26 protein-coding genes and 1 other annotated feature are annotated in these 26,404 nt (G+C 52.4%); of the genes, 16 read left to right on the top strand and 10 right to left on the bottom strand.

The genetic code is table 11. The features are described from left to right. Positions 1 to 199: 199 nt before the first annotated feature. Positions 200 to 1,132: a 6-phosphofructokinase II gene (gene pfkB / locus NMD08_RS15015; RefSeq protein ID WP_151219015.1), complete on the bottom strand. Its 933-nt coding sequence runs from the start codon at positions 1,130 to 1,132 to the stop codon at positions 200 to 202. A gap of 287 nt (positions 1,133 to 1,419) precedes the next feature. On the opposite strand from pfkB, the gene NMD08_RS15010 reads away from it, so the two are divergent. Next, the gene (locus NMD08_RS15010; RefSeq protein WP_151225371.1) at positions 1,420 to 2,178 is read left to right on the top strand and encodes a YdiY family protein; all 759 of its coding nucleotides are present in this window, start codon (positions 1,420 to 1,422) and stop codon (positions 2,176 to 2,178) included. Between the two features lie 165 nt (positions 2,179 to 2,343). Here NMD08_RS15010 and yniD read toward each other — a convergent pair whose 3' ends face one another. Beyond that, on the bottom strand, positions 2,344 to 2,451 hold the full coding sequence (gene yniD / locus NMD08_RS15005; protein ID WP_151219016.1) for a small membrane protein YniD: 108 nt from the start codon (positions 2,449 to 2,451) through the stop codon (positions 2,344 to 2,346). 303 nt (positions 2,452 to 2,754) lie between these two features. On the opposite strand from yniD, the gene thrS reads away from it, so the two are divergent. The 14 genes from thrS (at position 2,755) to selO (ending at position 15,609) form a co-directional block, all read left to right on the top strand. Then, positions 2,755 to 4,683, top strand: a complete 1,929-nt coding sequence (gene thrS, locus NMD08_RS15000; protein ID WP_003832572.1) for a threonine--tRNA ligase — start codon at positions 2,755 to 2,757, stop codon at positions 4,681 to 4,683. 3 nt (positions 4,684 to 4,686) lie between these two features. After that, positions 4,687 to 5,229: a translation initiation factor IF-3 gene (infC, locus tag NMD08_RS14995; protein ID WP_048997935.1), complete on the top strand. Its 543-nt coding sequence runs from the start codon at positions 4,687 to 4,689 to the stop codon at positions 5,227 to 5,229. A 96-nt stretch (positions 5,230 to 5,325) separates the two neighbouring features. Next, positions 5,326 to 5,523 carry a 50S ribosomal protein L35 gene (rpmI, locus tag NMD08_RS14990; RefSeq protein WP_003030583.1) on the top strand — a complete coding sequence of 66 codons (198 nt, stop codon included), beginning with the start codon at positions 5,326 to 5,328 and terminating at the stop codon, positions 5,521 to 5,523. 55 nt (positions 5,524 to 5,578) lie between these two features. Beyond that, entirely contained in the window at positions 5,579 to 5,935 is a 357-nt protein-coding gene (rplT, locus tag NMD08_RS14985; protein WP_003030578.1) for a 50S ribosomal protein L20, read from the top strand. 120 nt (positions 5,936 to 6,055) lie between these two features. Next, positions 6,056 to 6,180: a sequence feature (Phe leader region), on the top strand. Next, positions 6,061 to 6,105 carry a pheST operon leader peptide PheM gene (gene pheM, locus NMD08_RS14980; protein WP_001386830.1) on the top strand — a complete coding sequence of 15 codons (45 nt, stop codon included), beginning with the start codon at positions 6,061 to 6,063 and terminating at the stop codon, positions 6,103 to 6,105. Its footprint overlaps the feature before it by 45 nt. A gap of 165 nt (positions 6,181 to 6,345) precedes the next feature. Beyond that, complete coding sequence (pheS, locus tag NMD08_RS14975; RefSeq protein ID WP_103770153.1) at positions 6,346 to 7,329, top strand: phenylalanine--tRNA ligase subunit alpha; 984 nt, start codon at positions 6,346 to 6,348, stop codon at positions 7,327 to 7,329. Between the two features lie 15 nt (positions 7,330 to 7,344). Then, positions 7,345 to 9,732, top strand: coding sequence for a phenylalanine--tRNA ligase subunit beta (gene pheT / locus NMD08_RS14970; protein WP_187259542.1), 2,388 nt, complete (start codon positions 7,345 to 7,347; stop codon positions 9,730 to 9,732). Positions 9,733 to 9,736: 4 nt separating this feature from the next. Next, positions 9,737 to 10,036 carry an integration host factor subunit alpha gene (ihfA, locus tag NMD08_RS14965; protein WP_003030571.1) on the top strand — a complete coding sequence of 100 codons (300 nt, stop codon included), beginning with the start codon at positions 9,737 to 9,739 and terminating at the stop codon, positions 10,034 to 10,036. 153 nt (positions 10,037 to 10,189) lie between these two features. Beyond that, positions 10,190 to 11,170 (top strand): vitamin B12 ABC transporter permease BtuC, encoded by a 981-nt coding sequence (gene btuC / locus NMD08_RS14960; RefSeq protein ID WP_151225373.1) that lies wholly within the window; start codon positions 10,190 to 10,192, stop codon positions 11,168 to 11,170. 60 nt (positions 11,171 to 11,230) lie between these two features. Beyond that, positions 11,231 to 11,782 carry a glutathione peroxidase gene (locus NMD08_RS14955; RefSeq protein ID WP_151225374.1) on the top strand — a complete coding sequence of 184 codons (552 nt, stop codon included), beginning with the start codon at positions 11,231 to 11,233 and terminating at the stop codon, positions 11,780 to 11,782. After that, the gene (btuD, locus tag NMD08_RS14950; RefSeq protein ID WP_151219020.1) at positions 11,782 to 12,531 is read left to right on the top strand and encodes a vitamin B12 ABC transporter ATP-binding protein BtuD; all 750 of its coding nucleotides are present in this window, start codon (positions 11,782 to 11,784) and stop codon (positions 12,529 to 12,531) included. The genes NMD08_RS14955 and btuD overlap by 1 nt, the downstream gene beginning before the upstream one ends. A 77-nt stretch (positions 12,532 to 12,608) precedes the next feature. Next, positions 12,609 to 13,073, top strand: coding sequence for a C40 family peptidase (locus NMD08_RS14945; protein ID WP_151219021.1), 465 nt, complete (start codon positions 12,609 to 12,611; stop codon positions 13,071 to 13,073). A 318-nt stretch (positions 13,074 to 13,391) separates the two neighbouring features. Further along, complete coding sequence (locus NMD08_RS14940) at positions 13,392 to 14,105, top strand: EAL domain-containing protein (RefSeq protein WP_252838326.1); 714 nt, start codon at positions 13,392 to 13,394, stop codon at positions 14,103 to 14,105. Between the two features lie 61 nt (positions 14,106 to 14,166). After that, positions 14,167 to 15,609, top strand: coding sequence for a protein adenylyltransferase SelO (selO, locus tag NMD08_RS14935; RefSeq protein ID WP_370618450.1), 1,443 nt, complete (start codon positions 14,167 to 14,169; stop codon positions 15,607 to 15,609). Here the strand turns inward: selO and NMD08_RS14930 are convergent. The 8 genes from NMD08_RS14930 to ppsR form a co-directional block, all read right to left on the bottom strand. Next, entirely contained in the window at positions 15,606 to 16,385 is a 780-nt protein-coding gene (locus tag NMD08_RS14930; protein ID WP_286539044.1) for a heme ABC transporter ATP-binding protein, read from the bottom strand. The genes selO and NMD08_RS14930 overlap by 4 nt on opposite strands. Further along, on the bottom strand, positions 16,378 to 17,370 hold the full coding sequence (locus tag NMD08_RS14925) for a FecCD family ABC transporter permease (RefSeq protein WP_370618448.1): 993 nt from the start codon (positions 17,368 to 17,370) through the stop codon (positions 16,378 to 16,380). Before NMD08_RS14925 ends, NMD08_RS14930 begins: the two co-directional genes overlap by 8 nt. After that, on the bottom strand, positions 17,370 to 18,191 hold the full coding sequence (locus tag NMD08_RS14920) for a hemin ABC transporter substrate-binding protein (RefSeq protein WP_187252539.1): 822 nt from the start codon (positions 18,189 to 18,191) through the stop codon (positions 17,370 to 17,372). Before NMD08_RS14920 ends, NMD08_RS14925 begins: the two co-directional genes overlap by 1 nt. Next, the gene (locus NMD08_RS14915; RefSeq protein ID WP_370618445.1) at positions 18,188 to 19,219 is read right to left on the bottom strand and encodes a hemin-degrading factor; all 1,032 of its coding nucleotides are present in this window, start codon (positions 19,217 to 19,219) and stop codon (positions 18,188 to 18,190) included. The genes NMD08_RS14920 and NMD08_RS14915 overlap by 4 nt, the downstream gene beginning before the upstream one ends. Before the next feature lie 47 nt (positions 19,220 to 19,266). Further along, positions 19,267 to 21,252: a TonB-dependent hemoglobin/transferrin/lactoferrin family receptor gene (locus tag NMD08_RS14910; protein ID WP_370618443.1), complete on the bottom strand. Its 1,986-nt coding sequence runs from the start codon at positions 21,250 to 21,252 to the stop codon at positions 19,267 to 19,269. Between the two features lie 74 nt (positions 21,253 to 21,326). Then, positions 21,327 to 21,515: a hemin uptake protein HemP gene (hemP, locus tag NMD08_RS14905; protein WP_151219026.1), complete on the bottom strand. Its 189-nt coding sequence runs from the start codon at positions 21,513 to 21,515 to the stop codon at positions 21,327 to 21,329. A gap of 170 nt (positions 21,516 to 21,685) precedes the next feature. Next, positions 21,686 to 22,732 (bottom strand): 3-deoxy-7-phosphoheptulonate synthase AroH, encoded by a 1,047-nt coding sequence (gene aroH, locus NMD08_RS14900; RefSeq protein ID WP_151219027.1) that lies wholly within the window; start codon positions 22,730 to 22,732, stop codon positions 21,686 to 21,688. A 126-nt stretch (positions 22,733 to 22,858) separates the two neighbouring features. Then, the gene (ppsR, locus tag NMD08_RS14895; RefSeq protein ID WP_003030553.1) at positions 22,859 to 23,692 is read right to left on the bottom strand and encodes a posphoenolpyruvate synthetase regulatory kinase/phosphorylase PpsR; all 834 of its coding nucleotides are present in this window, start codon (positions 23,690 to 23,692) and stop codon (positions 22,859 to 22,861) included. Between the two features lie 327 nt (positions 23,693 to 24,019). Between ppsR and ppsA the strand changes: the two genes are divergently transcribed. Continuing rightward, positions 24,020 to 26,398 (top strand): phosphoenolpyruvate synthase, encoded by a 2,379-nt coding sequence (gene ppsA, locus NMD08_RS14890; RefSeq protein ID WP_187252536.1) that lies wholly within the window; start codon positions 24,020 to 24,022, stop codon positions 26,396 to 26,398. The last annotated feature ends 6 nt before the right edge of the window (positions 26,399 to 26,404 follow it).

Raw genomic sequence — 26,404 nt, 5'->3', positions numbered from 1 at the left:
TGACGCACACCACGGACGCGTCATCGCTGGAAAGGCACTTAATGTTTGTCGTTCTTCCTCACCTCGCATTGCTGTGAAGACGTCCGGTTGCTCGTGATTCACTGCTTTGTAATCACGTGACTTTTTATCATAGACGTATAACACTAGCGCCGACAGTTTTACGGGAAAATCTTCCTTTAACCTAACACAAGGGAAGGTCTCATTGCTGAGCAAGGTATGCGTATATTTTCTTCGTATCGTCTAAAGCACACAGGCGCGTCCCCTGGTTCAGGGTTGCGGCGCTACCGGCTGCGACACCGTAGCGAACAATATCTTCAAAAGGTGCGTTTTCAGCCAGTTTAAGCGTCATGGCCCCGACCATACTGTCGCCTGCGCCCACAGTACTTTGGCTTTTCACCGGCGGCGGAACCACCTGGACGCAGGTTTCACGATCAACGCCCAGCGCCCCCTGTGGGCCAAGCGAGACCACAACGCGATGTGCTTTACCGCTTTGCACGATTTCCTGTGCGGCTTTACGCACATCATCGGGCTGGGTAAGCTCGCGGTTTACCAGCGCGCTCAGCTCTTTGAGGTTGGGTTTGACCAGTTCGATATTGCCGATAGCCAACGCTGCTGCCAGCGCTTCGCCAGAACTATCGACGATGCAGCGAATTCCCTGTTTTTGCGCCGTGCTAATGAGCCGGGTCAGCTTCTCAAGCTGTACCCCTGGCGGCAAACTGCCGCTAATAACCAGCAGCGCGCCAGACTCAATTTCCAGCACCTGATCCTGAAGCTGACAGAACTCAGCATCGGTCAACGCAGCGCCGGGCATGACAAAGCGATACTGTTCGCCGCTGGACTCAACATGGACATGGAGATTTTGTCGGGTCCAGTCTTTGGCCTCGACGGTGGATACGGGAACATTTTCGTCGGCAAGCAATGCGACGAGATGCTCTCCAGTGGCGCCCCCCGCGGGGAAGATGGCCGTGGCGGTTCCTCCAAGATGGGCAATTGCGCGAGCGACATTGATGCCGCCACCACCGGGCTCAAAAACCGGCGAGGTACAGCGAAGCTTACCTTCCGGGTAGATTTGTGGGGTTATTGTTGCGCTATCGAGAGAGGGCGCAAGTGTTAACGTATAGATACGTACCATCTTTACCTCCTGTTAGGCTTTCCTCAGTCTGGCACTTAACCTTTCGAAAGTGAAGTAATTAACAACATGATTTTTCGTGTCTTTATTTAAAACATTTGCGTTAAAGATATATAAATAAAAAAACGGTTTAGGAAGGCTCTTATTCAAAAAATGAAATAAGAATTTATTGCTATGTTATTCGAGTCTTTTTATAATTTGTTACCTTTCAAGGGTCTCTTGTCATTGATCCATATGAAAGTTTCCGAGACCGTAATGGTCTCTTTTTTTGTTGTACGGACTCTTAATAAATGAAGCTTTTGAAGACAGTGCCCGCAGCATTACTGCTGACGGGGGGCCTGCTTGCGTCAATGCATGCTGTTGCCGATGATTCCGTTTTTACTGTCATGGATGACCCTTCCAGCGCGAAAAAACCCTTTGAAGGTAACCTGAACGCGGGATATCTCGCCCAGTCAGGCAACACAAAAAGTTCCTCCTTAACGGCAGACACCACCATGACCTGGTATGGTGAATCCACGGCGTGGTCTTTGTGGGGAAATGCCAGTAATACCTCTTCGAATGATGAGCGTTCCTCGGAGAAATATGCCGTAGGTGGCCGTAGTCGCTACAACATGACCGACTATGACTATCTCTTTGGGCAGGCAAGCTGGTTGACCGACCGTTACAACGGCTATCGTGAGCGCGATGTGCTGACCGCAGGTTATGGTCGTCAGTTCCTCAACGGACCAGTACACAGTTTCCGTTTTGAATTCGGTCCTGGCGTGCGCTATGACGAGCATACGGATGGCACCACTGAAACGCAGCCGCTGGGTTATGCGTCAGGAGCTTATGCGTGGCAGATGACTGACAATACTAAGTTTACACAAGGTGTGTCGGTATTTGGTGCTGATGATACAACACTCAACTCTGAAACGGCGTTGAACGTTGCTATCAACGAACACTTTGGGTTGAAAGTGGCTTACAACGTCACCTGGAACTCTGAACCACCGGCAACAGCGCCGGAACATACCGATCGCCGTACTACTGTTTCACTCGGCTATCGTATGTAATGACAAACCGGGTCAAATAATTGGCCCGGCTTTTATCTATTAACGTTAAGTTAATTTAATAGTTAATCTGTGTTTTATTTTTAATACTTATCAATAACGCGCTATTTTTTAGACGAATTCGATTTAGTTGATAAATACAATGGAACCAGAACAGCGACCAGTATTTTAACCCCAGATCATCGCTGCCCAACGCAGTATCAGCATTGCTGCACAAATAACCAGCAGGATCACCACCATCTTCCAGTGTTTCTTCGCAAAGCGGTTTTTTGGCATTGTTTTTTCCTGCTCTGGTTAAATGACTTTCTGTAAGTGTAACAAAGACGTCAGGGTGTCAGTGAATTGATTTACATCATAGAGTGCACGTTGATTGTTGCTTTGATCGCATCCTAATGCCGTGTACACTGTCAAACGGTGTTATCAAAAAGCGGGTGTAGGTCCAGTGTAGCCATTCAGGCAACCAGTGACATATTTCGCAGAGTGAAGCGGGAATCAGCCCATACCTTTTTGATAATTTTAAATATTGAATCTTTGTATGTGATCTTACGTGTGGGTCACCACTGCAAATAAGGATATAACATGCCTGTTATTACTCTTCCTGATGGCAGCCAACGCCATTACGACCACGCTGTAAGCCCCATGGATGTTGCGCTGGACATCGGTCCAGGTCTGGCGAAAGCCACTATTGCTGGCCGTGTTGACGGTGAGCTGGTAGATGCTTCCGATCTGATTGAGCATGATGCGAAGCTCTCCATCATCACCGCGAAGGATGAAGAAGGTCTGGAGATCATTCGTCACTCCTGTGCGCACCTGTTAGGGCACGCGATCAAACAACTCTGGCCGCACACCAAAATGGCGATCGGACCGGTTGTTGATAACGGTTTTTACTACGATATCGATCTTGACCGTACGTTAACCCAGGAAGACGTCGACGCGCTCGAGAAGCGGATGCACGAGCTCGCTGAGAAAAACTACGATGTCATTAAGAAGAAAGTTAGCTGGTACGAAGCGCGTGAAACCTTCGTGAAGCGTGGCGAGACCTATAAAGTCTCCATTCTTGATGAAAACATTGCCCATGATGACAAGCCTGGCTTGTACCATCATGAAGAATATGTCGATATGTGCCGTGGCCCGCACGTGCCGAACATGCGTTTCTGCCATCACTTCAAACTGATGAAGACCGCAGGGGCATACTGGCGTGGCGACAGCAATAACAAGATGCTGCAGCGTATTTATGGTACTGCATGGGCAGATAAAAAAGCCCTGAATGCCTACCTGCAACGTCTGGAAGAAGCGGCCAAACGCGACCACCGTAAAATCGGTAAGCAACTTGACCTGTATCATATGCAGGAAGAGGCGCCGGGTATGGTGTTCTGGCACAATGATGGCTGGACTATCTTCCGTGAACTGGAAGTTTTCGTTCGTTCAAAACTGAAAGAATACCAGTATCAGGAAGTGAAAGGTCCGTTCATGATGGACCGTGTGCTGTGGGAAAAAACAGGGCACTGGGATAACTACAAAGATGCGATGTTCACGACCTCCTCTGAGAACCGTGAGTACTGCATTAAGCCCATGAACTGCCCGGGTCACGTGCAGATCTTTAATCAGGGTCTGAAGTCCTATCGCGATCTGCCGCTGCGTATGGCCGAGTTTGGTAGCTGCCACCGTAATGAGCCGTCAGGCGCGCTGCATGGCCTGATGCGTGTTCGTGGCTTCACTCAGGATGATGCGCATATCTTCTGTACAGAAGAGCAGATCCGTGATGAAGTTAACGCCTGTATTCGTATGGTCTACGATATGTACAGCACCTTTGGCTTCGAGAAGATCGTCGTCAAACTGTCCACTCGCCCCGAAAAACGTATCGGTAGCGATGAAATGTGGGACCGTGCTGAAGCTGACCTGGCCGTTGCGCTGGAAGAAAACAACATCCCGTTTGAGTTCCAACTGGGTGAGGGCGCATTCTACGGTCCGAAAATTGAATTTACCCTGTATGACTGCCTCGATCGTGCATGGCAGTGCGGTACTGTACAGCTGGACTTCTCTCTGCCGTCCCGTTTAAGCGCCTCTTATGTTGGCGAAAACAACGAGCGTCAGGTGCCGGTTATGATTCACCGCGCAATTCTTGGGTCGATGGAACGTTTCATCGGTATCCTGACCGAAGAGTTCGCTGGCTTCTTCCCGACCTGGCTTGCGCCAGTTCAGGTTGTCGTCATGAACATCACCGATTCTCAGTCTGAATACGTTAACGAATTAACGCAGAAACTACAAAATGCGGGTATTCGTGTAAAAGCAGACTTGAGAAATGAGAAGATTGGCTTTAAAATCCGCGAGCACACTTTACGTCGTGTCCCTTACATGTTGGTCTGTGGCGACAAAGAGGTAGAAGCAGGCAAAGTTGCCGTGCGCACCCGTCGTGGCAAAGACTTGGGCAGCCTGGACGTAAATGAAGTGATTGAGAAGCTGCAACAAGAGATTCGCAGCCGCAGTCTTCAACAACTGGAGGAATAAGGTATTAAAGGCGGAAAACGAGTTCAAACGGCACGTCCGAATCGTATCAATGGCGAGATTCGCGCCCTGGAAGTTCGCTTAACAGGTCTGGAAGGCGAAGCTTTGGGTATTGTGAGTCTGAGAGAAGCGATCGAAAAAGCTGAAGAAGCTGGAGTAGATTTAGTTGAAATCAGCCCTAACGCCGAACCGCCAGTTTGTCGTATTATGGACTACGGCAAGTTCCTTTATGAAAAGAGTAAGTCTTCTAAGGAACAGAAGAAAAAGCAAAAAGTTATCCAGGTTAAGGAAATTAAATTCCGTCCTGGTACCGACGATGGCGATTACCAGGTAAAACTCCGCAGCCTGGTACGCTTTCTGGAAGATGGCGATAAGGCTAAGATCACGCTGCGTTTTCGCGGTCGTGAAATGGCCCACCAACAGATCGGTATGGAAGTGCTTAACCGCGTCCGTGACGATCTGAGTGAACTGGCAGTAGTCGAATCCTTCCCAACGAAGATCGAAGGCCGCCAGATGATCATGGTGCTCGCTCCTAAGAAGAAACAGTAAGGCCTTCAAGTAGCAATGTCTGTGGAGCCTGCGGGTTCCACAGCCGTTGTTCGCCTACGTTTCGTTTATTAACAATGCGAAGTGGAAGTTATTAAAATGCCAAAAATTAAGACCGTACGCGGTGCTGCTAAGCGCTTCAAAAAAACCGGTGGTGGTGGATTTAAGCGTAAGCACGCAAACCTGCGTCATATTCTGACCAAAAAATCTACTAAGCGTAAACGTCACCTGCGTCCAAAAGGCCTCGTGTCTAAAGGCGATCTGGGTCTGGTTATCGCGTGCCTGCCGTACGCATAAGCCGTTAACGTTTAATTAATTTTTTTACTAAGAATATAGATACAGGAGAGCACATATGGCTCGCGTAAAACGTGGTGTAGTTGCCCGTGCACGTCACAAGAAAATTTTGAAACAAGCTAAAGGCTACTACGGTGCGCGTTCTCGCGTATACCGCGTTGCCTTCCAGGCTGTTATCAAAGCTGGTCAGTACGCTTATCGTGACCGTCGTCAGAAAAAGCGTCAGTTCCGTCAACTGTGGATTGCGCGTATCAACGCAGCAGCACGTCAGAACGGTATTTCTTACAGCAAATTCATCAACGGCCTGAAAAAAGCCTCTGTTGAAATCGACCGTAAGATCCTGGCTGACATCGCAGTATTCGACAAAGTAGCGTTCACCGCTCTGGTCGAAAAAGCGAAAGCAGCTCTGGCATAAGCCGGTGAAAAGAGGGAGCCTGGCTCCCTCTCTTTTATTTGTAGTGCAATCAATTGGTTGACAATTTATTCGTAAGCCTTTTCAATAAAGGTTGTCCGGTTTTTACCACACAAGGTAACGCAAGCATGAATGCTGCTATTTTCCGCTTCTTCTTTTACTTTAGCACCTGAACTCAGGAGGCTTGCGCGTGAAAGAAGAAACGGAAAACAGCGCCTAAAAGCCTCCCTGGTGGAGGCTTTTTTTATACGCGTCATCCTTCAAGTTGTCTCTGTGTTGGCTGCATTCGCTTACCCCAGTCACGTACTGATGTACGTTCCTGAGGGTTTGCTCTTTTGCCGCCGTGACACAACTTGAATGATTTTGCGTATTTACGAGCGACTAGTGAATATCGCAACATAACGAGGAAAACCATGTCACATCTCGCAGAGCTGGTTGCCAGTGCAACGGCCGCCATTAACCAGGCTTCAGATGTTGCCGCGTTAGACAATGTCCGCGTCGAATATTTGGGCAAGAAAGGGCATCTGACCCTTCAGATGACTACCCTGCGCGAACTGCCGGCGGAAGAGCGTCCGGCTGCAGGTGCGGTGATAAACGAAGCCAAAGAGCAGGTTCAGCAAGCGCTCAACGCGCGTAAAGCCGAATTAGAAAGTGCTGCGCTGAATGCACGTCTGGCTGAAGAAACGATCGATATCTCCCTGCCAGGGCGTCGCATCGAAAACGGCGGTTTGCATCCGGTAACACGTACTATCGACCGTATTGAAAGTTTCTTCGGTGAGCTGGGCTTTACCGTGGCGACCGGTCCGGAAATCGAAGATGACTATCACAACTTCGATGCACTGAATATTCCTGGCCATCACCCGGCGCGCGCTGACCACGACACTTTCTGGTTTGATGCGACGCGTCTGCTGCGCACACAGACTTCCGGCGTGCAGATCCGCACCATGAAGGAAAAACAGCCACCGATTCGTATTATCGCCCCGGGTCGCGTATATCGTAACGACTACGATCAGACGCACACCCCGATGTTCCATCAGATGGAAGGGCTGATTGTTGATACCAACATCAACTTCACCAATCTGAAAGGTACGCTGCACGATTTCCTGCGCAACTTCTTTGAAGAAGACCTGCAGGTTCGTTTCCGTCCTTCCTACTTCCCGTTCACCGAACCTTCTGCGGAAGTGGACGTGATGGGCAAAAACGGTAAATGGCTGGAAGTGCTGGGTTGCGGAATGGTTCACCCGAACGTGCTGCGTAATGTCGGCATCGATCCGGAAATATACTCTGGCTTTGCATTCGGCATGGGTATGGAGCGTCTGACCATGCTGCGTTACGGCGTGACCGATCTGCGCTCTTTCTTCGAAAACGATCTGCGTTTCCTCAAACAGTTTAAATAAGGGCAGGATAAAACAATGAAATTCAGTGAACTGTGGTTACGCGAATGGGTAAACCCGGCGATTGATAGCGATGCGCTGTCAAACCAAATCACGATGGCGGGTCTGGAAGTTGACGGTGTGGATCCTGTTTCCGGCGCGTTCAACGGCGTTGTAGTGGGCGAAGTGGTTGAGTGCGCTCAGCACCCGAACGCTGATAAACTGCGCGTCACCAAAGTGAATGTAGGCGGCGAGCGCCTGCTGGATATCGTCTGCGGCGCGCCAAACTGCCGTCAGGGGCTGAAAGTGGCCGTGGCAACCGTTGGTGCCGTTCTGCCGGGCGATTTTAAAATCAAAGCCGCGAAACTGCGCGGTGAGCCGTCTGAAGGTATGCTGTGTTCGTTTTCCGAGCTGGGCATTTCCGACGATCATAACGGTATTATCGAACTGCCAGCCGATGCGCCAATTGGTACGGATATCCGTGAATATCTGAAGCTTGACGATAATACTATCGAAATTAGCGTCACCCCGAACCGTGCCGACTGCTTAGGGATTATCGGTGTCGCACGTGATGTTGCTGTGCTGAACAAAGCTCCGCTGGTTGAGCCGGAAATGGCACCAGTAGCCGCAACCATTAGCGACGTCCTGCCGATTCAGGTCGAAGCTGTGGAAGCCTGCCCACGCTATCTGGGCCGTGTGGTGAAGGGCATCAACGTTAAAGCGCCAACCCCGCTGTGGATGAAAGAAAAACTGCGTCGTTGCGGGATCCGCTCTATTGATGCCGTGGTTGACGTAACGAACTATGTGCTGCTCGAACTGGGTCAGCCAATGCATGCTTTCGACAAAGATCGCATTGAAGGTGGGATTGTTGTCCGTATGGCAAAAGAGGGGGAAACCCTGGTATTGCTGGACGGCAGCGAAGCGAAGCTGAACGCGGATACGCTGGTGATTGCAGACCATAACAAAGCGCTGGCGATGGGCGGTATCTTTGGCGGCGAACACTCCGGTGTGAATGATGAAACGCAAAACGTCCTGCTGGAATGCGCATTCTTCAGCCCGCTGTCTATTACCGGTCGCGCACGTCGTCACGGCCTGCACACCGATGCGTCTCACCGCTATGAGCGCGGTGTCGATCCTGCGCTGCAACATAAAGCCATGGAACGCGCTACGCGCCTGCTGATTGATATCTGCGGTGGTGAAGCGGGTCCAATTATTGACGTGACGAACGAAGCCACGCTGCCAAAACGCGCAACTATTACGCTTCGTCGTAGCAAACTTGATCGTCTGATTGGGCACCATATTGCGGATGAGCAGGTGAGCGATATTCTGCGTCGTCTGGGTTGTGACGTTACGGAAGGGCAAGATGAGTGGAAAGCGGTAGCCCCAAGCTGGCGTTTCGACATGGAGATCGAAGAGGACCTGGTCGAAGAAGTCGCCCGCGTGTACGGTTATGACAATATCCCGAATACGCCAATTCAGGCGGGACTTATCATGGGTACGCATCGTGAAGCGGATTTATCGCTGAAACGTGTGAAAACCATGCTGAATGATAAAGGCTATCAGGAAGTTATTACCTACAGCTTTGTCGACCCGAAAGTTCAGGCGCTGCTGCATCCAGGAGAAGAAGCGCTGCTGCTGCCAAGTCCAATCTCTATTGATATGTCGGCAATGCGTTTGTCCCTGTGGACAGGCCTGCTGTCTACAGTAGTGTATAACCAGAACCGTCAGCAGAACCGCGTGCGTATTTTCGAAACGGGTTTACGTTTTGTACCGGATACGCAGGCCAACCTCGGGATCCGTCAGGATCTGATGCTGGCGGGTGTGATCTGCGGTAACCGTCATGATGAACACTGGAATCTGGCAAAAGAGACCGTTGATTTCTATGATCTGAAAGGCGATCTGGAGGCGGTGCTCGACCTGACCGGCAAACTGGCGGACATTCAGTTCAAAGCTGAAGCAAATCCAGCCCTGCATCCAGGTCAATCTGCGGCGATTTATCTGAAAGGTGAACGCATTGGTTTCATTGGGGTTGTTCATCCTGAACTGGAACGTAAACTGGATCTGAACGGTCGCACTCTGGTGTTTGAACTGGAGTGGAATAAGCTCGCAGACCGCGTGGTGCCTCAGGCGCGTGAAGTTTCTCGCTTCCCGGCGAACCGTCGCGACATCGCAGTTGTTGTGGCAGAAAACGTTCCCGCTGCGGATATTTTATCCGAGTGTAAGAAAGTTGGCGTAAATCAGGTAGTTGGCGTAAACTTATTTGACGTGTACCGCGGTAAGGGTGTTGCGGAGGGTTATAAGAGCCTCGCTATCAGCCTGATCCTTCAGGATACCAGCCGTACACTTGAAGAAGAGGAGATTGCCGCTACCGTCGCCAAATGTGTAGGGGCATTAAAAGAGCGATTCCAGGCATCATTGAGGGATTGAACCTATGGCGCTTACAAAAGCTGAAATGTCAGAATATCTGTTTGATAAGCTTGGGCTTAGCAAGCGGGATGCCAAAGAACTGGTCGAGCTGTTTTTCGAAGAGATCCGTCGTGCTCTGGAAAATGGTGAGCAGGTAAAACTCTCTGGTTTTGGTAACTTCGATCTGCGTGATAAGAATCAACGTCCGGGACGTAACCCGAAAACGGGCGAAGATATTCCCATTACAGCACGGCGCGTGGTGACCTTCAGACCCGGACAGAAGTTAAAAAGCCGAGTCGAAAACGCAACGCCCAAAGAAGAGTGATTTAACGATCAGCTAAGTCACTTGCTCTGCCATCAAAGCGGCAGCGCAAACCATGATATATAACTAAAAAGGCCGCTCTGCGGCCTTTTTCCTTTTCACTACCGAATCAGCACCGTAGAATCACCTTCATCTCTTTTCAGCAGAATGGAAAACATGCTGACTTTCGCCCATCTACAGCAGCGACGAAATGTGCGCTGGATATTGTCACTGTCAGTACTGATGCTGCTGGCAACGATTCTAAGTTTGTGCGCAGGAGAACAGTGGATCGCCCCTGGCGACTGGTTCAGTGCCCGCGGCGATCTGTTCGTCTGGCAAATCCGACTTCCCCGAACCCTGGCCGTTTTGCTGGTAGGCGCTGCGTTGGCCTTATCTGGCGCAGTGATGCAAGCTCTGTTTGAAAACCCGCTGGCGGAGCCTGGGTTATTGGGCGTGTCTAACGGTGCAGGGGTAGGACTCATCGCGGCAGTGCTGCTGGGACAGGGCCAGCTTCCAGGCTGGGCGTTGGGTTTATGCGCCATCGCCGGGGCGCTGATTATCACGCTTATTTTGCTCCGTTTCGCCCGTCGCCATTTGTCTACCAGCCGCCTGCTGTTGGCGGGGGTGGCGCTGGGAATTATCTGTAGCGCGCTAATGACATGGGCCATCTATTTTTCCACGTCTTTCGATTTACGACAGCTGATGTACTGGATGATGGGAGGTTTCGGCGGCGTCGACTGGCATCAGGCCTGGCTAATGGTGGCGCTGATCCCAGTACTGGTGTGGATCTGCTGTCAGTCGCAGCCGATGAATATGCTGGCGCTGGGGGAGACTTCTGCACGCCAGCTGGGGCTGCCATTGTGGTTCTGGCGTAATCTGCTGGTTGTCGCTACGGGCTGGATGGTTGGCGTCAGCGTGGCGCTGGCGGGGGCGATTGGCTTTATTGGGCTTGTGATCCCACATATTCTGCGGCTGTGCGGTTTAACCGATCATCGCGTGTTACTGCCGGGCTGTGCGTTGGCTGGCGCTATCGTATTACTGTTAGCTGATGTTGTCGCGCGTCTGGTGTTGGCCTCGGCTGAGCTGCCTATCGGCGTGGTGACGGCCACCATGGGCGCACCGGTATTTATCTGGCTATTGCTAAAAGCCGCGCGCTAGAACGTGTTGGTTCGGTCTATGATTAAAAACTGAAAATCCACTTGTTGTTCTGGAGATGCTATGCAAAACACTATCCTCGATACAGAAGTGATCACCATCGACGGTGAGGTTACCTCACTGCAGCCGTATTCCGGAAATGTGCTGTTAATTGTCAACGTGGCGTCAAAATGTGGGTTGACGCCGCAATATGAGCAACTGGAGAACCTACAGAAAACCTGGCATCAGCAGGGTTTCACCGTACTTGGATTCCCTTGCAACCAGTTTCTGGGCCAGGAGCCGGGCAGCGAAGAGGAAATCAAAACGTACTGCAGTACTACCTGGGGGGTTACCTTCCCGATGTTCAGCAAGATTGACGTTAACGGCGAGGGACGCCATCCACTGTATCAGAAACTGATTGATGCCGCGCCAACAGCCACTACGCCTGTGGAGAGCGGATTCTATGAGCGCATGGCGAGTAAAGGTCGGGCGCCGCTCTACCCGGACGATATTTTGTGGAATTTCGAGAAGTTTTTAGTGGGGCGAGATGGTCAGGTATTGCAACGATTCTCACCCGATATGACGCCTGAGGATCCCATCCTGGTGCAGTCCATCAAGAAGGCGCTGGTAAACTAATGTCTCGATTGATGCAGCTACAGGACGTAGCGGAATCAACCCGGCTCGGCCCGCTTTCCGGTGAGATAAAAGCGGGGGAGATCCTGCATTTAGTGGGCCCTAACGGCGCCGGAAAGAGCACGCTGTTGGCGCGGATGGCGGGTCTGACGACCGGAGAAGGCAGTATCACCTTTGGTGATATGTTGTTGGACGAATGGCCAGCGGCAAAGCTGGCGCAATATCGTGCCTATCTTGCGCAACAGCAAAACCCGCCGTTTGCGATGCCGGTCTGGCATTTTCTGACGCTGCATCAACCAGATAAAGCACGTACCGATCAGCTACAGGACGTCGCCGATACGCTTGGGCTTGGAGATAAGCTGCCACGTAGTGTGAATCAGCTCTCCGGCGGAGAATGGCAGCGCGTGCGCCTGGCAGCGGTTATCCTGCAGATTTGCCCGCAAGCGAATCCCTTTGGCCAGCTTTTACTGCTGGATGAGCCGATGAACAGCCTGGACGTGGCGCAACAAAATGCACTGGATCGGTTGTTGAGTCAGCTGTGTTTGCAGGGCATCGCGATTGTTATGAGCAGCCATGACCTTAATCACACCTTACGCCATGCGCATAAGGCCTGGCTCCTTAAACGCGGGAAGTTGCTTGCCAGCGGCCCACGGGATGCAGTGCTGACGCCAGCTAATTTGACTGCGGCTTATGGCGTAAACTTCCGTCGTTTGGACATTGAAGGCCACAGAATGCTCATATCAACCACTTAAGTTAAATGGGTTCTTGAAAATCATATAATTTCCACGCTAAATTGGTATAAAAATATAATTCAGAGGATTCTTCCTGAATGCGCTTTTGGCTTATTTTCATCACAGCATTGTTTTTGGCGGGCTGCAGCAGCCATCGTGCTCCTGCGCCAAATGCTCGCTTGTCGGATTCTATCGCCGTTATCGCCGGTCTGAATGACCAGCTACAAACCTGGCACGGAACACCCTATCGTTACGGTGGCATGAGTCGTAGCGGGGTAGACTGTTCTGGATTTGTTTTGATGACAATGCGCGACAAATTCGATCTGCAACTCCCGCGTGACACACGCACACAATCAAAGATTGGTACCGAAATTGATAAAGATGATTTGCTGCCAGGCGATCTGGTTTTCTTTAAAACCGGTTCAGGGGAAAGCGGTCTGCATGTCGGAATTTACGATACCAACAATCAATTTATTCATGCCTCAACCAGTCGCGGAGTTATGCGCTCGTCACTGGATAACGTTTACTGGCGTAAAAACTTTTGGCAGGCGCGACGTATTTAATCCTCATAAGACACAAGGCTGCCAACGACTGCGCAGCCTCGACATCACCATTTGAAAGTTAACTTTTATTTCTGCCGCCAGCCGAACAATAACCCTGAGCATTAAGAGCGTATTTTGCTAAAAATATGATTTATTCCGAGATATTAAAAAGTGCAAAGCTGGATATTCGCTTATAATCAGGATAAGCTAAAAAAAAGGATTCGATTTACTGGCTAAAAAGGGAAAAATGAAAGAGCCTCTACTTGCATCAGCAATAACGTATTTCTCCATCATTTGCTACAGGATGCCGGATAACACCTATGCAGAGGGGCTGGCACGATGATTGTTTCACTGGATACGCCATACCATTCAGAGTTTTCTTTTCTTCCTGCGAGAAGCGAAAAAGGCGATCTTGAATACGTTGATATCATCACCAGTTTTGCCAGTGAGCAGGGGGGCGTGCGTATACCCACCGAGCTGGTACTGCCTCGGATGTCGGACGATGAGCAATGTCGCTTATTTACCGAAAAGCTTGATTTAATCGAAACGTGCCAACATTTTTTTATTCAACGAAAAGTTTCTGCCTGGATTAATTTAACGCCGGCAATTGCTAATACTTTATTATCAGATGATAAATTTGCTTCACAAGTTGAACGATTTTCGTTTCTGGAGATGGCAATTAATGAAAACTTTCCAGAGTTAAATAATGGAAGAGAGAATCCAACGCTGGCTGCATTGGCGGCGCGATTTCCATTAGTACTGACAAACTATGGTGCTGGCGGGATATCTACCCGGGCAATTTTTGATGGGCTGTTCAAACGCGTCGTGTTGGATAAAAACTTTGTTCAACAAAGGATTGCACATATTTCATTTGAGCCATTTATGCGGGCTATCCTGGCGCAGATATCTCCCTGTAGTGAGTCCGTCATCATTAGCGGTATTGATACACCAGAGATGTTAGCACGTGTATTACCTCTGGGATTCAGTGCCATGCAGGGAGGATTATGGCCTGCCGTGCCTCCTGCGCAGATAATTTCGCTCGCTAAGAGATGACCCTATTATTTGCTGGTGTTTAACAGACTATTAACAGTCTACACTAGAGGCAGGAGGCCCTATGACCCTGTCTTTTACCACCCGCTGGCGTGATGAGTTACCAGCAACCTATACAGCTCTTTTGCCTACTCCCCTGAAAAATGCGCGCCTGATCTGGCATAACGATGCGCTGGCGGAGCAATTAGCGATACCGGAGTCGCTATTTGATATTCCAACCGGTGCAGGTGTTTGGGGAGGCGAATCGCTGCTGCCCGGGATGTCGCCTGTAGCGCAAGTTTATAGCGGGCATCAGTTCGGTGTTTGGGCAGGCCAGCTTGGCGATGGCCGCGGGATCCTACTAGGCGAACAACAACTTGCGGATGGCTCAACGCTTGACTGGCACCTGAAAGGGGCCGGGCTTACGCCTTATTCCCGCATGGGAGATGGGCGCGCCGTGCTGCGCTCGACAATTCGCGAGAGCCTGGCCAGCGAAGCGATGCATTATCTGGGCATACCGACCACGCGGGCATTGTCGATTGTGACCAGCGACACGCCGGTGTATCGCGAAACGGTAGAAGCAGGAGCGATGCTCATTCGTGTGGCGCAAAGCCATATGCGCTTTGGCCATTTTGAACACTTTTACTATCGTCGCGAGCCGGAAAAAGTGCGCCAACTGGCTGACTTTGCGATTCGGCATTACTGGCCGCAATGGCAGGAAGAAGCCGATAAGTATCTGTTGTGGTTTAATGATGTTGTCACGCGTACTGCAACACTAGTCGCTGACTGGCAGGCGATAGGATTCGCGCATGGTGTGATGAACACGGACAACATGTCGATTCTGGGGCTGACGATGGATTACGGTCCATTCGGTTTTCTTGATGACTACGTGCCCGATTTTATCTGCAACCACTCAGACAATCAGGGGCGATACAGTTTCGATAATCAACCAGCCGCGGCGCTGTGGAATCTGCAACGTCTGGCGCAAACCCTGTCGCCATTTATCCCGGTCGAGGCGCTCAATGATGCGCTGGACAGTTACCAACTGGCACTGTTGACTCGCTACGGTCAGCGGATGCGGCAAAAACTCGGCTTCTTTAGCGAGCAAAAAAACGATAACGATCTGCTTAGCGAACTGTTTAGTCTGATGGCGCGAGAAAGAAGCGATTATACGCGAACGTTTCGCATGCTCTGCCAAACGGAACAACACAGTGCGCAATCCCCGCTGCGCGATGAGTTTATCGACCGCGCGGCGTTTGACGACTGGTTCGCTCGGTATCGCGCGCGCCTGCAGCAAGACGGCATCGCCGATGCGGTCAGACAAACGCAGATGAAAGCGGCAAATCCGGCAATGGTGTTACGTAACTGGCTGGCGCAGCGGGCGATTAGTCAGGCGGAGCAGGGGGATTACGCCGAACTGCATCGGTTGCATTCAGCGTTGCGTGCTCCGTTTGTCGATCGTGATGATGACTATGTCAGCCGTCCTCCTGACTGGGGTAAACGGCTGGAGGTGAGCTGTTCGAGCTAAGGTGCCAGAAACACCTGCGGGGACACGGTGGCCGGATGCTGACCAACGTGTACCTGAGCACCGTACCAGTGCTGCAGATCATCGGCCTGTAACACAGCCGCCGGCGTTCCCTGCGACACCAGCCTGCCGTTGTGCAGCAGCACTATTTTGTCTGCCCACAATGCGGCGAGGTTCAGATCGTGAAGCACAATACACACATGTAGCTCTTGTGACGCGGTGAGCGTCTTCAGCAGGCGCAACAAATGCTGCTGGTGATAAAGATCCAGCGCCGAAGTAGGCTCATCAAGGAATAACCAGCCACGAGGCGCACCGTCGCACCAAAGTTGCGCCAGCGCACGGGCCAACTGTACGCGCTGTTGCTCGCCGCCGGAAAGCGCGGCGTATTGCCGGCCCGCCAACGGTGTGCATCCGGTCATTTCCATCACCTGAGCGATGAGTCGTGGCTCCGGCCGCGGCGTCCAGGGCGCGCGTCCCATCGCGATAACGGCCTCTACCGGCCAGTCAAATCCCAGCCGTGTTTGCTGGCGCATCACTGCCCGATGCCGCGACAGCGTCTGGGTAGGCCATTCATCCAGCGGTTTGTCCGCCAGCATGCAGCATCCACTCGCCGGTTGCAGAAAACCGGTCAGCAGGCGCAGCAGGGTGGATTTCCCCGCGCCGTTTGGGCCAATGAGCGCCACCAGTTCACCTTTTGCGAGGGAGAGGGATACGTCGTTAATCACCGCTCTGCCAGCCACACGATAATGAAGCCCTTCAGCGATAAAATGTTCAGCCATGCGGTCCTCGCTGACGAAAAATAAGCCATAAAAACCACGGAGCGCCAAGAAGACTGGTTAACAGACCGACTGGCATCTCCGCAGGCGCAACCGCCGTACGGGCCAGCGTGTCGGCAACCAGCAATAAAAACGCGCCCGCCAGCACGGAGCCGGGGATAACGGCCCGATGGTCTGAACCGAGCCACATACGCATTAAATGTGGGATAACCAACCCGACGAAGCCAATGACACCGGTTACCGCTACGGCTGAGGCAACCAGCAATGCGCTACACAGTAGCAAAATACGTTGAACGCTACGCACATCTACACCGAGATAATGCGCGTCTTCTTTACCCAACTGCAGCAGGTTCAGCGCCGGTGCCAGACGCCAGATGGTCAGTACCGTCGGGATAGTTAGTGACGTGACAGCCAGCAGCGTTGGCCACTGCGCGGCCCCCAGACTTCCCATCCCCCATAACGACAACTGGCGCAATTGCGCATCATTACTGACCCATGACAAAACGCCAACCGCCGCTCCGCAGAGCGCGTTAATTGCAATACCGACCAGTAACAGACGTGAGAGTGAACCGCCGCGCTGTTGGCTGAGGATAAAAATCACTACCGTTGCCGCCAGGGCGCCAATAAAAGCGGCCAGCATTGGGGCGTACAGCATCAACAATGCGGGTAAAGAGACAGGTAGCACGACCCATAAAGCGACGGCGCAGGCGGCACCGCTGCTTATGCCCAGCAATCCCGGATCGGCAAGCGGGTTGCGAAACAGTCCCTGCATCACGCAGCCTGCGAGCGCCAGAGCGCCACCAATGATTAACGCCAGCAGGACGCGCGGCAGACGAATTGTGAGCCAAATTTGACGCAGCGCTTCATCGCCATCGCGCCAAAGCAGACTTACCGGCAGGCGCAACGCGCCAAAACCGGTAGCCAGGATGGTTGCCACGACCAACATGAAGGCGAGTGCCCATAAAGAACAACTGATTCGTCGGGACATCAGGGCAATTGCTCTGCTTTGGCACGAAGCTGCAATATCGCCTGTGGCGTGCGTATGCTAAAGCCGAGCAGCGCCATATCGTCAATCTGCAATACCTGTTTATTCCGTCCAGCTGGCGTCTGCGCAAGACCCGACAGCGCCCACAGGTTCGCTTCGCCACCCATCGCCTTAACGCCATCTTGTGAAATCACTACCAGATCGGGCTGGCTGGCAATGACGCCTTCTTGTGACATCGGCTGATAGCGGGTAACGCCCTGCATGGCATTGCGCAAACCGGCGGCACGAATCGCCGCATCGGCTCCGGTTTGTTGACCTGCTGCCATCGCGGTCATTCCGCCATGATTGAGAATAAACAGTACGCGTTTGTTAAGTCCGGATGACGGCAATGCCGCCAGTTCCTGACGTAAGCGGGTGCGCAGCGTTTCGCCCTCATCCTCCCGGTGGGTTGCTTCGGCGATGACGCGGATTTTTTCATCAATCACGTTGAGATCGTTGCTCGCCGGGATCGTGACAACCCTGACATTGCTCTGCTCAACCTGTTTTAGCGCCAGAGAGGGCTGCGCCTGTGCGCTGGCAAGGACCAGCGTAGGGCGGGTGGCAAGGATCCCTTCGGCGTTGAGTTGGCGCAAATAGCCCACATCCGGCAATGCGGTTGCCGCTTCCGGCCACTGGCTGGTGCTGTCGAGCGCCACAAGAGATGACTGTGCGCCCAACGCGTAGACAATCTCCGTGACATCCCCACCGAGCGCAACAACTCGTTCCACGGGCGCAGCCAGCGCTGCGATGGGCAGCAGAGCAATCAGGACCAGCAGTTTTTTCATGCGGCAAGTCCTTTCGGCGTGAGCGCGTCAATCTGTGCGCGCCATTGCGTCTGCTCAGGTTCGCCTTCCGTACGTTGACCATACAACTGGGCGATTTGCGTGCCATCGGCAGCAAACAGTTCCAGACTGGTGACGTGGCCATCGGCGGTCGGTTTGCGCGTTACCCACGTTTCTGCCACGCTCTCTTCCAGCAGATGTAAGGTAAATGCCGGGTTGAATATATTCAGCCAGCCTTTCATCGACACCAGTTTTTCTATTACGCCGGTAAAAATCTGTACGCACCCGCGATTACCTACGAAGACCATAATTTCATTGCCATCCTGGCGTGCGGCATCAAGTAACTTCGCCAGTGCACGATTAGAAACTTTGCAGGCCAGATCGTCACCAACGAGATTAAATGCCTGTTGACGGGTGAGCTCGTGGCGTTTCAGCAGACCGAAGAACTGATGTACATCGGTCATGGCTCGCCACTCTTGATCAACCGTATGCGCATCGACCGTGATGGCGGCTGGTGCAGACGTGTTAGCAGGTTGCAGTACCAGTGGCGGGTTTTCAGCGAAGATGAAACGGGTCAGCAACGCAGCCCATTCCTCAACGAGAGTATTCTGTGTGGCATAGACTTTCAGCAGCGCATCCCCCTGATGGTCAAAGAACTGAATGCTCTGACGCTCGCCGTGGGCCGTGGTCTCACTGATATGGAAGGCGCTTGCCCACTGATTAAGGAACAGGCGCAGGTCGAGAGCGCGCGGATTAAGAACCAGTCCGGCATGACCGTTCAGGTGCTGATTGGTAAAAGCGCCAACCTGTTCATGCACCGCATATTCGTTGCGGCAAATGCATTTGGTTTCGCCTACGTCTTCCAGTGCGCCGAGGATTTCGCGGACTTTGCCACGTAAGCGCCAGGCGTCATGGCCGACGCGCGCAAAGGTCAGCTCGGCTTCACTAATATTCATCAACCCTGCAATATCGCGTGCGTATTTACCGGGATTTTCTTTCTTCAGTTCCAGCCAGCGTGTGTAATGATTCATTGTCTCTTCCTTCCAGATTGCTACCCCGGCGAACCGGGGAAAAGTGATTACCACTGATAACTCACGAAAATTTTGCCATTGCGACCATCCTGCGGAATGCCTTGCGGCGACCAGTACTCTTTGTCGAAGGCGTTGCCCAGCACCAGCGTGGTGGTCATGCCTTTCAGCGCTTGTTGACCCTGATAGCTCACGTAGAAATCGTTTACCGCATAGCCGGGCTGTTTAGCGTAGCTGCTGCTGATATGCGTGGAGCGGTCGGCAAATGTCCCTATCCAGCCCACGGAGAATCCGCTGTGCGCAACCGGCACATTCAGTTTGCTGGTGACGGTGTCCGGGTTAATGCTGGAAATGTATTCGCCCGTGTCAGTATCTTTGCCGCGCGTACGGTTATAGGCCATGTCGAGGCTGAATAAGTCGGCGGTATATTTCGCCATGACGTCCCAACCCCAAATTTTGGCGTTGGGGACGTTATAGGACATCGTTGTTGCGGCAGCAAAGTCGACGCTGGTGGAGATGTAATCTTTCGCTTTGGTGTCGAAATAGCTGGCTTTAAATTCGAGCGCATCGCTTGCCATCAGCAGATCGTCAAAGCGCAGGCCAAATCCGTATTCCTGCGTTTCGTTGGTTTCCGGACGCAGGTTAGGGTTGGGTACCCAGTAGTTAGTGTAGAAACGACCAATAGAGAAATGTTTAGCATCGTTATACATCTCGCCCATGGTCGGCGCACGGAAGGCCTGAGCGTATGAACCGAACAGCATCAGCCAGTCGGCTGGCGTAACGGTGAGTCCGGCGCGGGACGACCATTTGTCGGCATCAACATCCGCGTAACCATCGCTGCTACCGCGATACGAGTCATAACGGGTCCCACCGAGCAGCGTAACCGGCAGGTCGCGCAGGGTGATTTCATCCTGTAGCCAGCCGGAGCTGAAATCGATCTTTGCCTCCGGGAAACCGGTGGTTGTGCCGCCAGGCTGTTGTTCCTGACGATAATATTCGCCGCCATAGGTCAGCAGGTGAGAGGCAAAAGAGTCGGTAAACAGGCGGCTGCGATTGTCGATTTTACCGCCTTTGGTGGTCTGTTTGCGAAATTCGCTGGTGTTATCCATGTTTTGTGCATTAATGCGCGCTTCGGACCAGTAAATACGGGCATCCGCGTTCAGCCATTCATTGTCCTCCGGGGCAAGCGAATAGGCCAGTTGCGCATCGCGCTGGATGGTTGAACGGTCAGTCATCGGGTTGCTGGTGGCATCCGTCGCGCTGGTTTGTGGGTTCTTAGGTTCACGGGCCTCATTGTTGTAGTAGCGTAACGAGCCTGCCAGCGTCTGGGCGCCGTCAATTTTCCAACTGCCTTTCGCCAGCATATTGTTGATCGCTTCGTCGTTTGGCGCCGTAGTACCGTCGCTCTGGCGCAAATCACCGCGATCGCGACTCGACCATGCAAGCAGTCCGTCCAGCGTATCGGTGCGCCCAAACGCGCTGGCGCCCATACCGAGGCTGTGATCGCCGGTTGCCGCAGTACCAAATACGCGGTAACCGCTGTTTTTTCCGGCTTCCAGCAGATCCTTGGCATCCGCAGTGTCATACGCGATCACGCCGCCAAGTGCGCCGCTGCCGTACAGCAGTGCAGAGGGACCGCGTACGACTTCGATGCGTTTGATAAGCGCCGGGTCGAGGAAGGTACTGTTCAGGTGCCCGGTATCAGTTCCCTGGCGAACGCCGTCAACCAGCACCAGAACGCCGCGTCGATCGTAGCCGCGCAGATTCACGTCCTGACCGTTGGTGCGCCCCGTGCCATCGAGGGTCAGCCCTGGAACCTTGCGTAGCAGGTCAGCAGCCGAGCTGGCGGTCTGGTTTTCCGGGGTGGTGGCATCTATCACGCTGACCATCATTGGCGCTTCAAAGACGCTACGGGCGTTGCCGGTGGCGGTGACGGTCATATCTTCGACCGCTGCATACGCGATGGCGGGCAGGCTACTGACAATCGCCAGCGCCAACAGCGAAGGACGTAGGGATGCGGTGTGCAGGTATGGCATAGCAACTCTCCATTAGGAAATCGAAAAGCGCTGGCTGCCTGGGTATGACCTGGGTGGCTGGCGAACAGTATTGTTTATTTGGTCAGAATGAGTTTTCCGGTTTGGGTCTGGCGCAGCAAGTAGTGCTGACCATCATGTTCTATGATCACGCGTCCTTCTTTACCCAGCAGGCTTTTGCTGTCAATTTGACGCTCATTTGGCGCGGCAGAAGGCGGTGCATTTTCTTTTGCAGACGTTGTTGTTGAGTTATCCATACGTGACATAGTGTTTAAAAATAACAATCAATGTAACAATGATAATCATTATCATCAAACAGCAAATTTGCGGCAAGCATTTTTGTGAAATAATTGTGACGAGAACGGATTTTGTACAGCAAAGAGGGGGAAAACACAGGATTAGCACCGGGCAACGTAGTGTTACCCGGCGAACAGCATTAAAAACGGCTATCAACCGCAGAGGCGAGTTTTTCAACCAGCAGTTCGGTATCCTCCCAGTTCAGGCACGGGTCAGTAATGGACTGACCGTACACCAGCGGCTGGCCGCTAACGATTTTTTGCGTACCTTCACGCAGGAAACTCTCGGCCATAATCCCGGCAATCGCCGTCGAACCATTACGAATTTGCAGACAGACGTCATCGCATACTTCCAGCTGACGACGATGCTGCTTCTGGCAATTGCCGTGACTAAAATCGACCACCAGATGCTCAGGCAGCGAAAATTCGTGCAGCGTATCGCAGGCGGCGGCAATATCTTCCGCATAATAATTCGGTTTTTTACCGCCGCGCATGATGATATGCCCGTAAGGATTACCGCTGGTCTGGTAAATGGTCATCTGGCCGGTTTTATCCGGTGAGAGGAACATGTGACTGGCGCGAGAGGCACGAATTGCATCGACGGCGATACGCGTATTGCCATCTGTACCGTTCTTAAAACCGACCGGGCAGGAGAGCGCGGATGCCATCTCGCGGTGGATTTGGCTTTCGGTGGTGCGCGCGCCAATGGCTCCCCAACTGATTAAATCGGCAATAAACTGACCGGTCACCATGTCGAGGAATTCTGTTGCCGTCGGTACGCTTAATTCATTAACCTGCAACAGCAGTTTACGCGCCAGTTCAATGCCGTGATTTACGCGGTAGCTGCCGTTTAAATCCGGATCGGAAATTAAACCTTTCCAACCCACGACGGTGCGCGGTTTTTCAAAATAGGTGCGCATTACGATTTCCAGACGCGCCTGATGTTTCTCGCGCAGGGCCTGCAAACGCGTCGCGTATTCCATGGCGGCATCAAGATCGTGAATCGAGCAGGGACCCACGATCACCAGCAAACGCGGGTCTTCACCATTTAAAATTTTTTCTATCCGGCGTCGGGATTCCGTGACATGACGGGCGACGGAGGACGAAACAGGATACCGTTGCGCAAGCTCTGCTGGAGTGACCAGGTTGTCAATACGCGCAGTACGGAGTTCATCGGTTCTGTTCATTATTTGTCTCAGAAATTTGTTGCTTCAACGGCAGGACTACCGGGAAGTGATGTACATCACAATATCACACTCATCCTGCCTGGTGGCGAGCATCATAACAAAAAATCGAACCAATGAACTAGCGTTCTAGTACATGCGCCGATTCAGCCCCATAATGTCGAGGATCTTGGTAGCAATCTCTTCTACCGAATAATTGGTACTGTTCAGCCATGGGATTTGATTTTTCCGGTATAGCGCTTCTACCTCAGCAACTTCCATCCGGCACTGGCGCAGCGAAGCGTACCGACTGTTCTCCCGGCGTTCTTCGCGGATTGCCGCCAGGCGCTCTGGGTCGATGGTCAGGCCGAACAATTTATGCTGCAACGGCTTCAGGGACGCTGGCAGTACCAGATTATCCATATCATCGGCAATAAAGGGGTAGTTGGCGGCGCGAATACCAAACTGCATCGCCAAGTACAAACTGGTCGGTGTTTTGCCGCAACGGGAAACGCCAAGCAGGATCACCTGCGCCTGATCGAGGTTGCGCAACGAAATACCATCATCATGGGCAAGGGTGTAATCAATAGCGGCAATGCGCGCGTCGTATTTGTTGAGATTACCGGGATTCAGACCGTGGGTGCGATGGGCGATTGGCGTGGGATCGAGCTTCATCTCGTGCTGCAGCGGAGCAACCAACGCCTGCACGATATCCTGACAAAAACCCTCGCTTTGCAAAATGATTGAGCGTATTTCTGGCAGGACGATGGAGTAGAACACCAGAGGACGCACGCCAGTTTGTTGGTAGATCGCGTCAATCTGGTCTTTTACCGCCCGCGCACGGCTCTCATTTTCCACAAACGGCAGCGTAATGCTGCTGATCGTGACCGGAAATTGCGACATTACCGCGTGGCCCAATACCTCGGCGGTGATGGCCGTACCATCAGAAATATAAAATACATGACGATCAACAGCATTATCCATTTTGCTCATCCTGGGCAGACATAATTCTCTGAAAGCATAAATTAAAATTCGCCAGAAGCGAATATTGCTGCATCTTTTTTATAAAATGAAACGGTATTTTTATATTTAATGAAAAGTACATTTCATTTTTCGGAACAAATGTTTATACCGGTAGTTTTTGTGGAGATCCCCTGTGGCTCGCGGGTTTGCGCAAATGCGGAAACAATCTGAAAAAATAAAAAATAAAGTTGCTTGAACGATTCACCGTTTTTTTCGCTGGAGTAAATATGCAAAGATAATTACGCAAAATTGAGTTTTCTAACCTCGTTCAAATATAAGGATTGTTCGATGTCCAACAATGGCTCGTCACCGCTGGTGCTTTGGTATAACCAACTCGGCATGAATGATGTAGACAGAGTTGGGGGCAAAAATGCCTCCCTGGGTGAAATGATTACTAACCTTTCAGGTATGGGTGTTTCCGTACCGAATGGTTTTGCAACGACCGCCGATGCGTTTAACCAGTTTCTGGACCAAAGCGGTGTAAACCAGCGCATTTATGAGCTGCTGGATAAAACGGATATTGACGATGTCACCGAGCTTGCAAAAGCCGGCGCGCAGATCCGCCAGTGGATTATCGACACTCCTTTCCAGCCGGAGCTGGAAAATGCCGTCCGCGATGCCTACGCGCAGCTGTCAGCGGACGATGCCCATGCATCTTTTGCCGTGCGTTCTTCCGCCACCGCAGAAGATATGCCAGATGCGTCATTTGCCGGGCAGCAGGAAACCTTCCTCAACGTCCAGGGATTTGATGCTGTACTGGTTGCTATCAAACACGTATTTGCCTCGTTGTTTAACGACCGTGCGATCTCTTATCGTGTCCATCAGGGTTATGACCATCGTGGCGTAGCGCTCTCTGCGGGTGTGCAGCGGATGGTGCGCTCAGACCTCGCGTCTTCCGGCGTCATGTTCTCCATCGATACCGAATCCGGTTTCGATCAGGTGGTGTTTATCACGTCTGCATGGGGCCTGGGCGAGATGGTCGTGCAGGGCGCCGTTAACCCGGATGAATTCTACGTGCACAAACCGACGCTGGCGGCTAATCGTCCGGCTATCGTCCGTCGCACAATGGGTTCGAAAAAGATCCGTATGGTCTACGCGCCAACCCAGGAACACGGTAAGCAGGTAACGATTGAAGATGTCCCGCAGGAACAGCGCGACATTTTCTCCCTGACCAATGCTGAAGTGCAGGAACTGGCGAAGCAGGCGGTACAGATCGAGAAGCACTACGGTCGTCCGATGGACATTGAATGGGCGAAAGACGGTCATACAGGTAAGCTGTTTATTGTGCAGGCGCGTCCGGAAACCGTGCGTTCTCGTGGCCAGGTGATGGAGCGTTATACGCTGCATGCGCAGGGTAAAATTATTGCTGAAGGTCGTGCCATCGGTCACCGCATTGGCGCGGGTCCGGTCAAAGTCATCCAGGACATCAGCGAAATGAACCGTATCGAACCCGGCGATGTGCTGGTTACTGACATGACCGACCCGGATTGGGAACCGATCATGAAGAAAGCAGCGGCGATTGTCACCAACCGTGGCGGTCGTACCTGTCACGCGGCGATCATCGCCCGTGAGCTGGGGATCCCGGCAGTGGTTGGCTGTGGCGATGCTACCGAGCGCATGAAAGACGGTGAGAAGGTTACTGTCTCCTGTGCCGAAGGTGACACCGGTTATGTTTACGCTGACATGCTCGACTTTAGCGTGAAGAGTTCCAGCGTCGAAACCATGCCGGATCTGCCGTTGAAGGTGATGATGAACGTCGGTAACCCGGACCGCGCTTTCGACTTCGCCTGCCTGCCAAACGAAGGTGTTGGCCTGGCACGTCTGGAATTTATCATTAACCGCATGATTGGTGTACACCCTCGCGCGCTGCTGGAGTTCGATGACCAGACGCCTGAGTTGCAAAACGAAATCCGCGCCATGATGAAAGGTTTCGATTCTCCACGTGAATTCTACGTGGGTCGTCTGACGGAAGGGATCGCGACGCTGGGGGCGGCGTTTTATCCGAAACGCGTCATCGTGCGTATGTCTGACTTTAAGTCCAACGAATATGCCAACCTCGTCGGCGGTGAGCGTTATGAGCCGCATGAAGAGAACCCGATGCTGGGCTTCCGTGGAGCGGGCCGTTACGTTGCTGATAGCTTCCGCGACTGTTTCGCGTTGGAATGTGACGCAGTGAAACGTGTCCGTAACGATATGGGCCTGACTAACGTCGAAGTGATGGTGCCGTTTGTACGTACCGTCGCGCAGGCGAAAGCGGTGGTGGAAGAGCTGGCGCGTCAGGGGCTGAAACGCGGTGAGAACGGGCTGAAGATCATCATGATGTGTGAGATCCCGTCCAACGCCTTGCTGGCCGAGCAGTTCCTTGAATACTTTGACGGCTTCTCCATCGGTTCAAACGATATGACGCAGCTGGCGCTGGGTCTGGACCGTGACTCTGGTGTGGTTTCTGAACTGTTTGATGAGCGTAACGACGCGGTGAAAGCCCTGCTGTCGATGGCGATTCGCGCAGCCAAGAAACAAGGCAAATACGTGGGTATCTGCGGCCAGGGCCCCTCTGACCACGAAGACTTCGCGGCCTGGCTGATGGAAGAGGGGATCGACAGCCTGTCGCTGAACCCGGATACCGTCGTGCAGACCTGGCTGAGCCTGGCTGAACTGAACAAGTAACATTAT

It is taken from the genome of Citrobacter meridianamericanus, assembly GCF_041320245.1.
Lineage (GTDB): Bacteria > Pseudomonadota > Gammaproteobacteria > Enterobacterales > Enterobacteriaceae > Citrobacter > Citrobacter meridianamericanus.
The sequence above is the reverse complement of the archived record's forward strand: the minus strand, read 5'-3'. Positions and strand labels throughout refer to the sequence as shown.

Coding starts and splice junctions, on each gene's coding strand:
- rpmI (WP_003030583.1), top strand. CDS start 5,326: ATGCCAAAAATTAAGACCGTACGCGGTGCTGCTAAGCGCTTCAAAAAA.
- ppsA (WP_187252536.1), top strand. CDS start 24,020: ATGTCCAACAATGGCTCGTCACCGCTGGTGCTTTGGTATAACCAACTC.
- NMD08_RS14955 (WP_151225374.1), top strand. CDS start 11,231: ATGCAAAACACTATCCTCGATACAGAAGTGATCACCATCGACGGTGAG.
- ppsR (WP_003030553.1), bottom strand. CDS start 23,692: ATGGATAATGCTGTTGATCGTCATGTATTTTATATTTCTGATGGTACG.
- pheS (WP_103770153.1), top strand. CDS start 6,346: ATGTCACATCTCGCAGAGCTGGTTGCCAGTGCAACGGCCGCCATTAAC.
- NMD08_RS14930 (WP_286539044.1), bottom strand. CDS start 16,385: ATGGCTGAACATTTTATCGCTGAAGGGCTTCATTATCGTGTGGCTGGC.
- hemP (WP_151219026.1), bottom strand. CDS start 21,515: ATGTCACGTATGGATAACTCAACAACAACGTCTGCAAAAGAAAATGCA.
- rplT (WP_003030578.1), top strand. CDS start 5,579: ATGGCTCGCGTAAAACGTGGTGTAGTTGCCCGTGCACGTCACAAGAAA.
- NMD08_RS14945 (WP_151219021.1), top strand. CDS start 12,609: ATGCGCTTTTGGCTTATTTTCATCACAGCATTGTTTTTGGCGGGCTGC.
- pheT (WP_187259542.1), top strand. CDS start 7,345: ATGAAATTCAGTGAACTGTGGTTACGCGAATGGGTAAACCCGGCGATT.
- NMD08_RS14940 (WP_252838326.1), top strand. CDS start 13,392: ATGATTGTTTCACTGGATACGCCATACCATTCAGAGTTTTCTTTTCTT.
- thrS (WP_003832572.1), top strand. CDS start 2,755: ATGCCTGTTATTACTCTTCCTGATGGCAGCCAACGCCATTACGACCAC.
- aroH (WP_151219027.1), bottom strand. CDS start 22,732: ATGAACAGAACCGATGAACTCCGTACTGCGCGTATTGACAACCTGGTC.
- NMD08_RS14910 (WP_370618443.1), bottom strand. CDS start 21,252: ATGCCATACCTGCACACCGCATCCCTACGTCCTTCGCTGTTGGCGCTG.
- NMD08_RS15010 (WP_151225371.1), top strand. CDS start 1,420: ATGAAGCTTTTGAAGACAGTGCCCGCAGCATTACTGCTGACGGGGGGC.
- pfkB (WP_151219015.1), bottom strand. CDS start 1,132: ATGGTACGTATCTATACGTTAACACTTGCGCCCTCTCTCGATAGCGCA.
- yniD (WP_151219016.1), bottom strand. CDS start 2,451: ATGCCAAAAAACCGCTTTGCGAAGAAACACTGGAAGATGGTGGTGATC.
- ihfA (WP_003030571.1), top strand. CDS start 9,737: ATGGCGCTTACAAAAGCTGAAATGTCAGAATATCTGTTTGATAAGCTT.
- selO (WP_370618450.1), top strand. CDS start 14,167: ATGACCCTGTCTTTTACCACCCGCTGGCGTGATGAGTTACCAGCAACC.
- NMD08_RS14920 (WP_187252539.1), bottom strand. CDS start 18,191: ATGAAAAAACTGCTGGTCCTGATTGCTCTGCTGCCCATCGCAGCGCTG.
- NMD08_RS14925 (WP_370618448.1), bottom strand. CDS start 17,370: ATGTCCCGACGAATCAGTTGTTCTTTATGGGCACTCGCCTTCATGTTG.
- NMD08_RS14915 (WP_370618445.1), bottom strand. CDS start 19,219: ATGAATCATTACACACGCTGGCTGGAACTGAAGAAAGAAAATCCCGGT.
- btuC (WP_151225373.1), top strand. CDS start 10,190: ATGCTGACTTTCGCCCATCTACAGCAGCGACGAAATGTGCGCTGGATA.
- btuD (WP_151219020.1), top strand. CDS start 11,782: ATGTCTCGATTGATGCAGCTACAGGACGTAGCGGAATCAACCCGGCTC.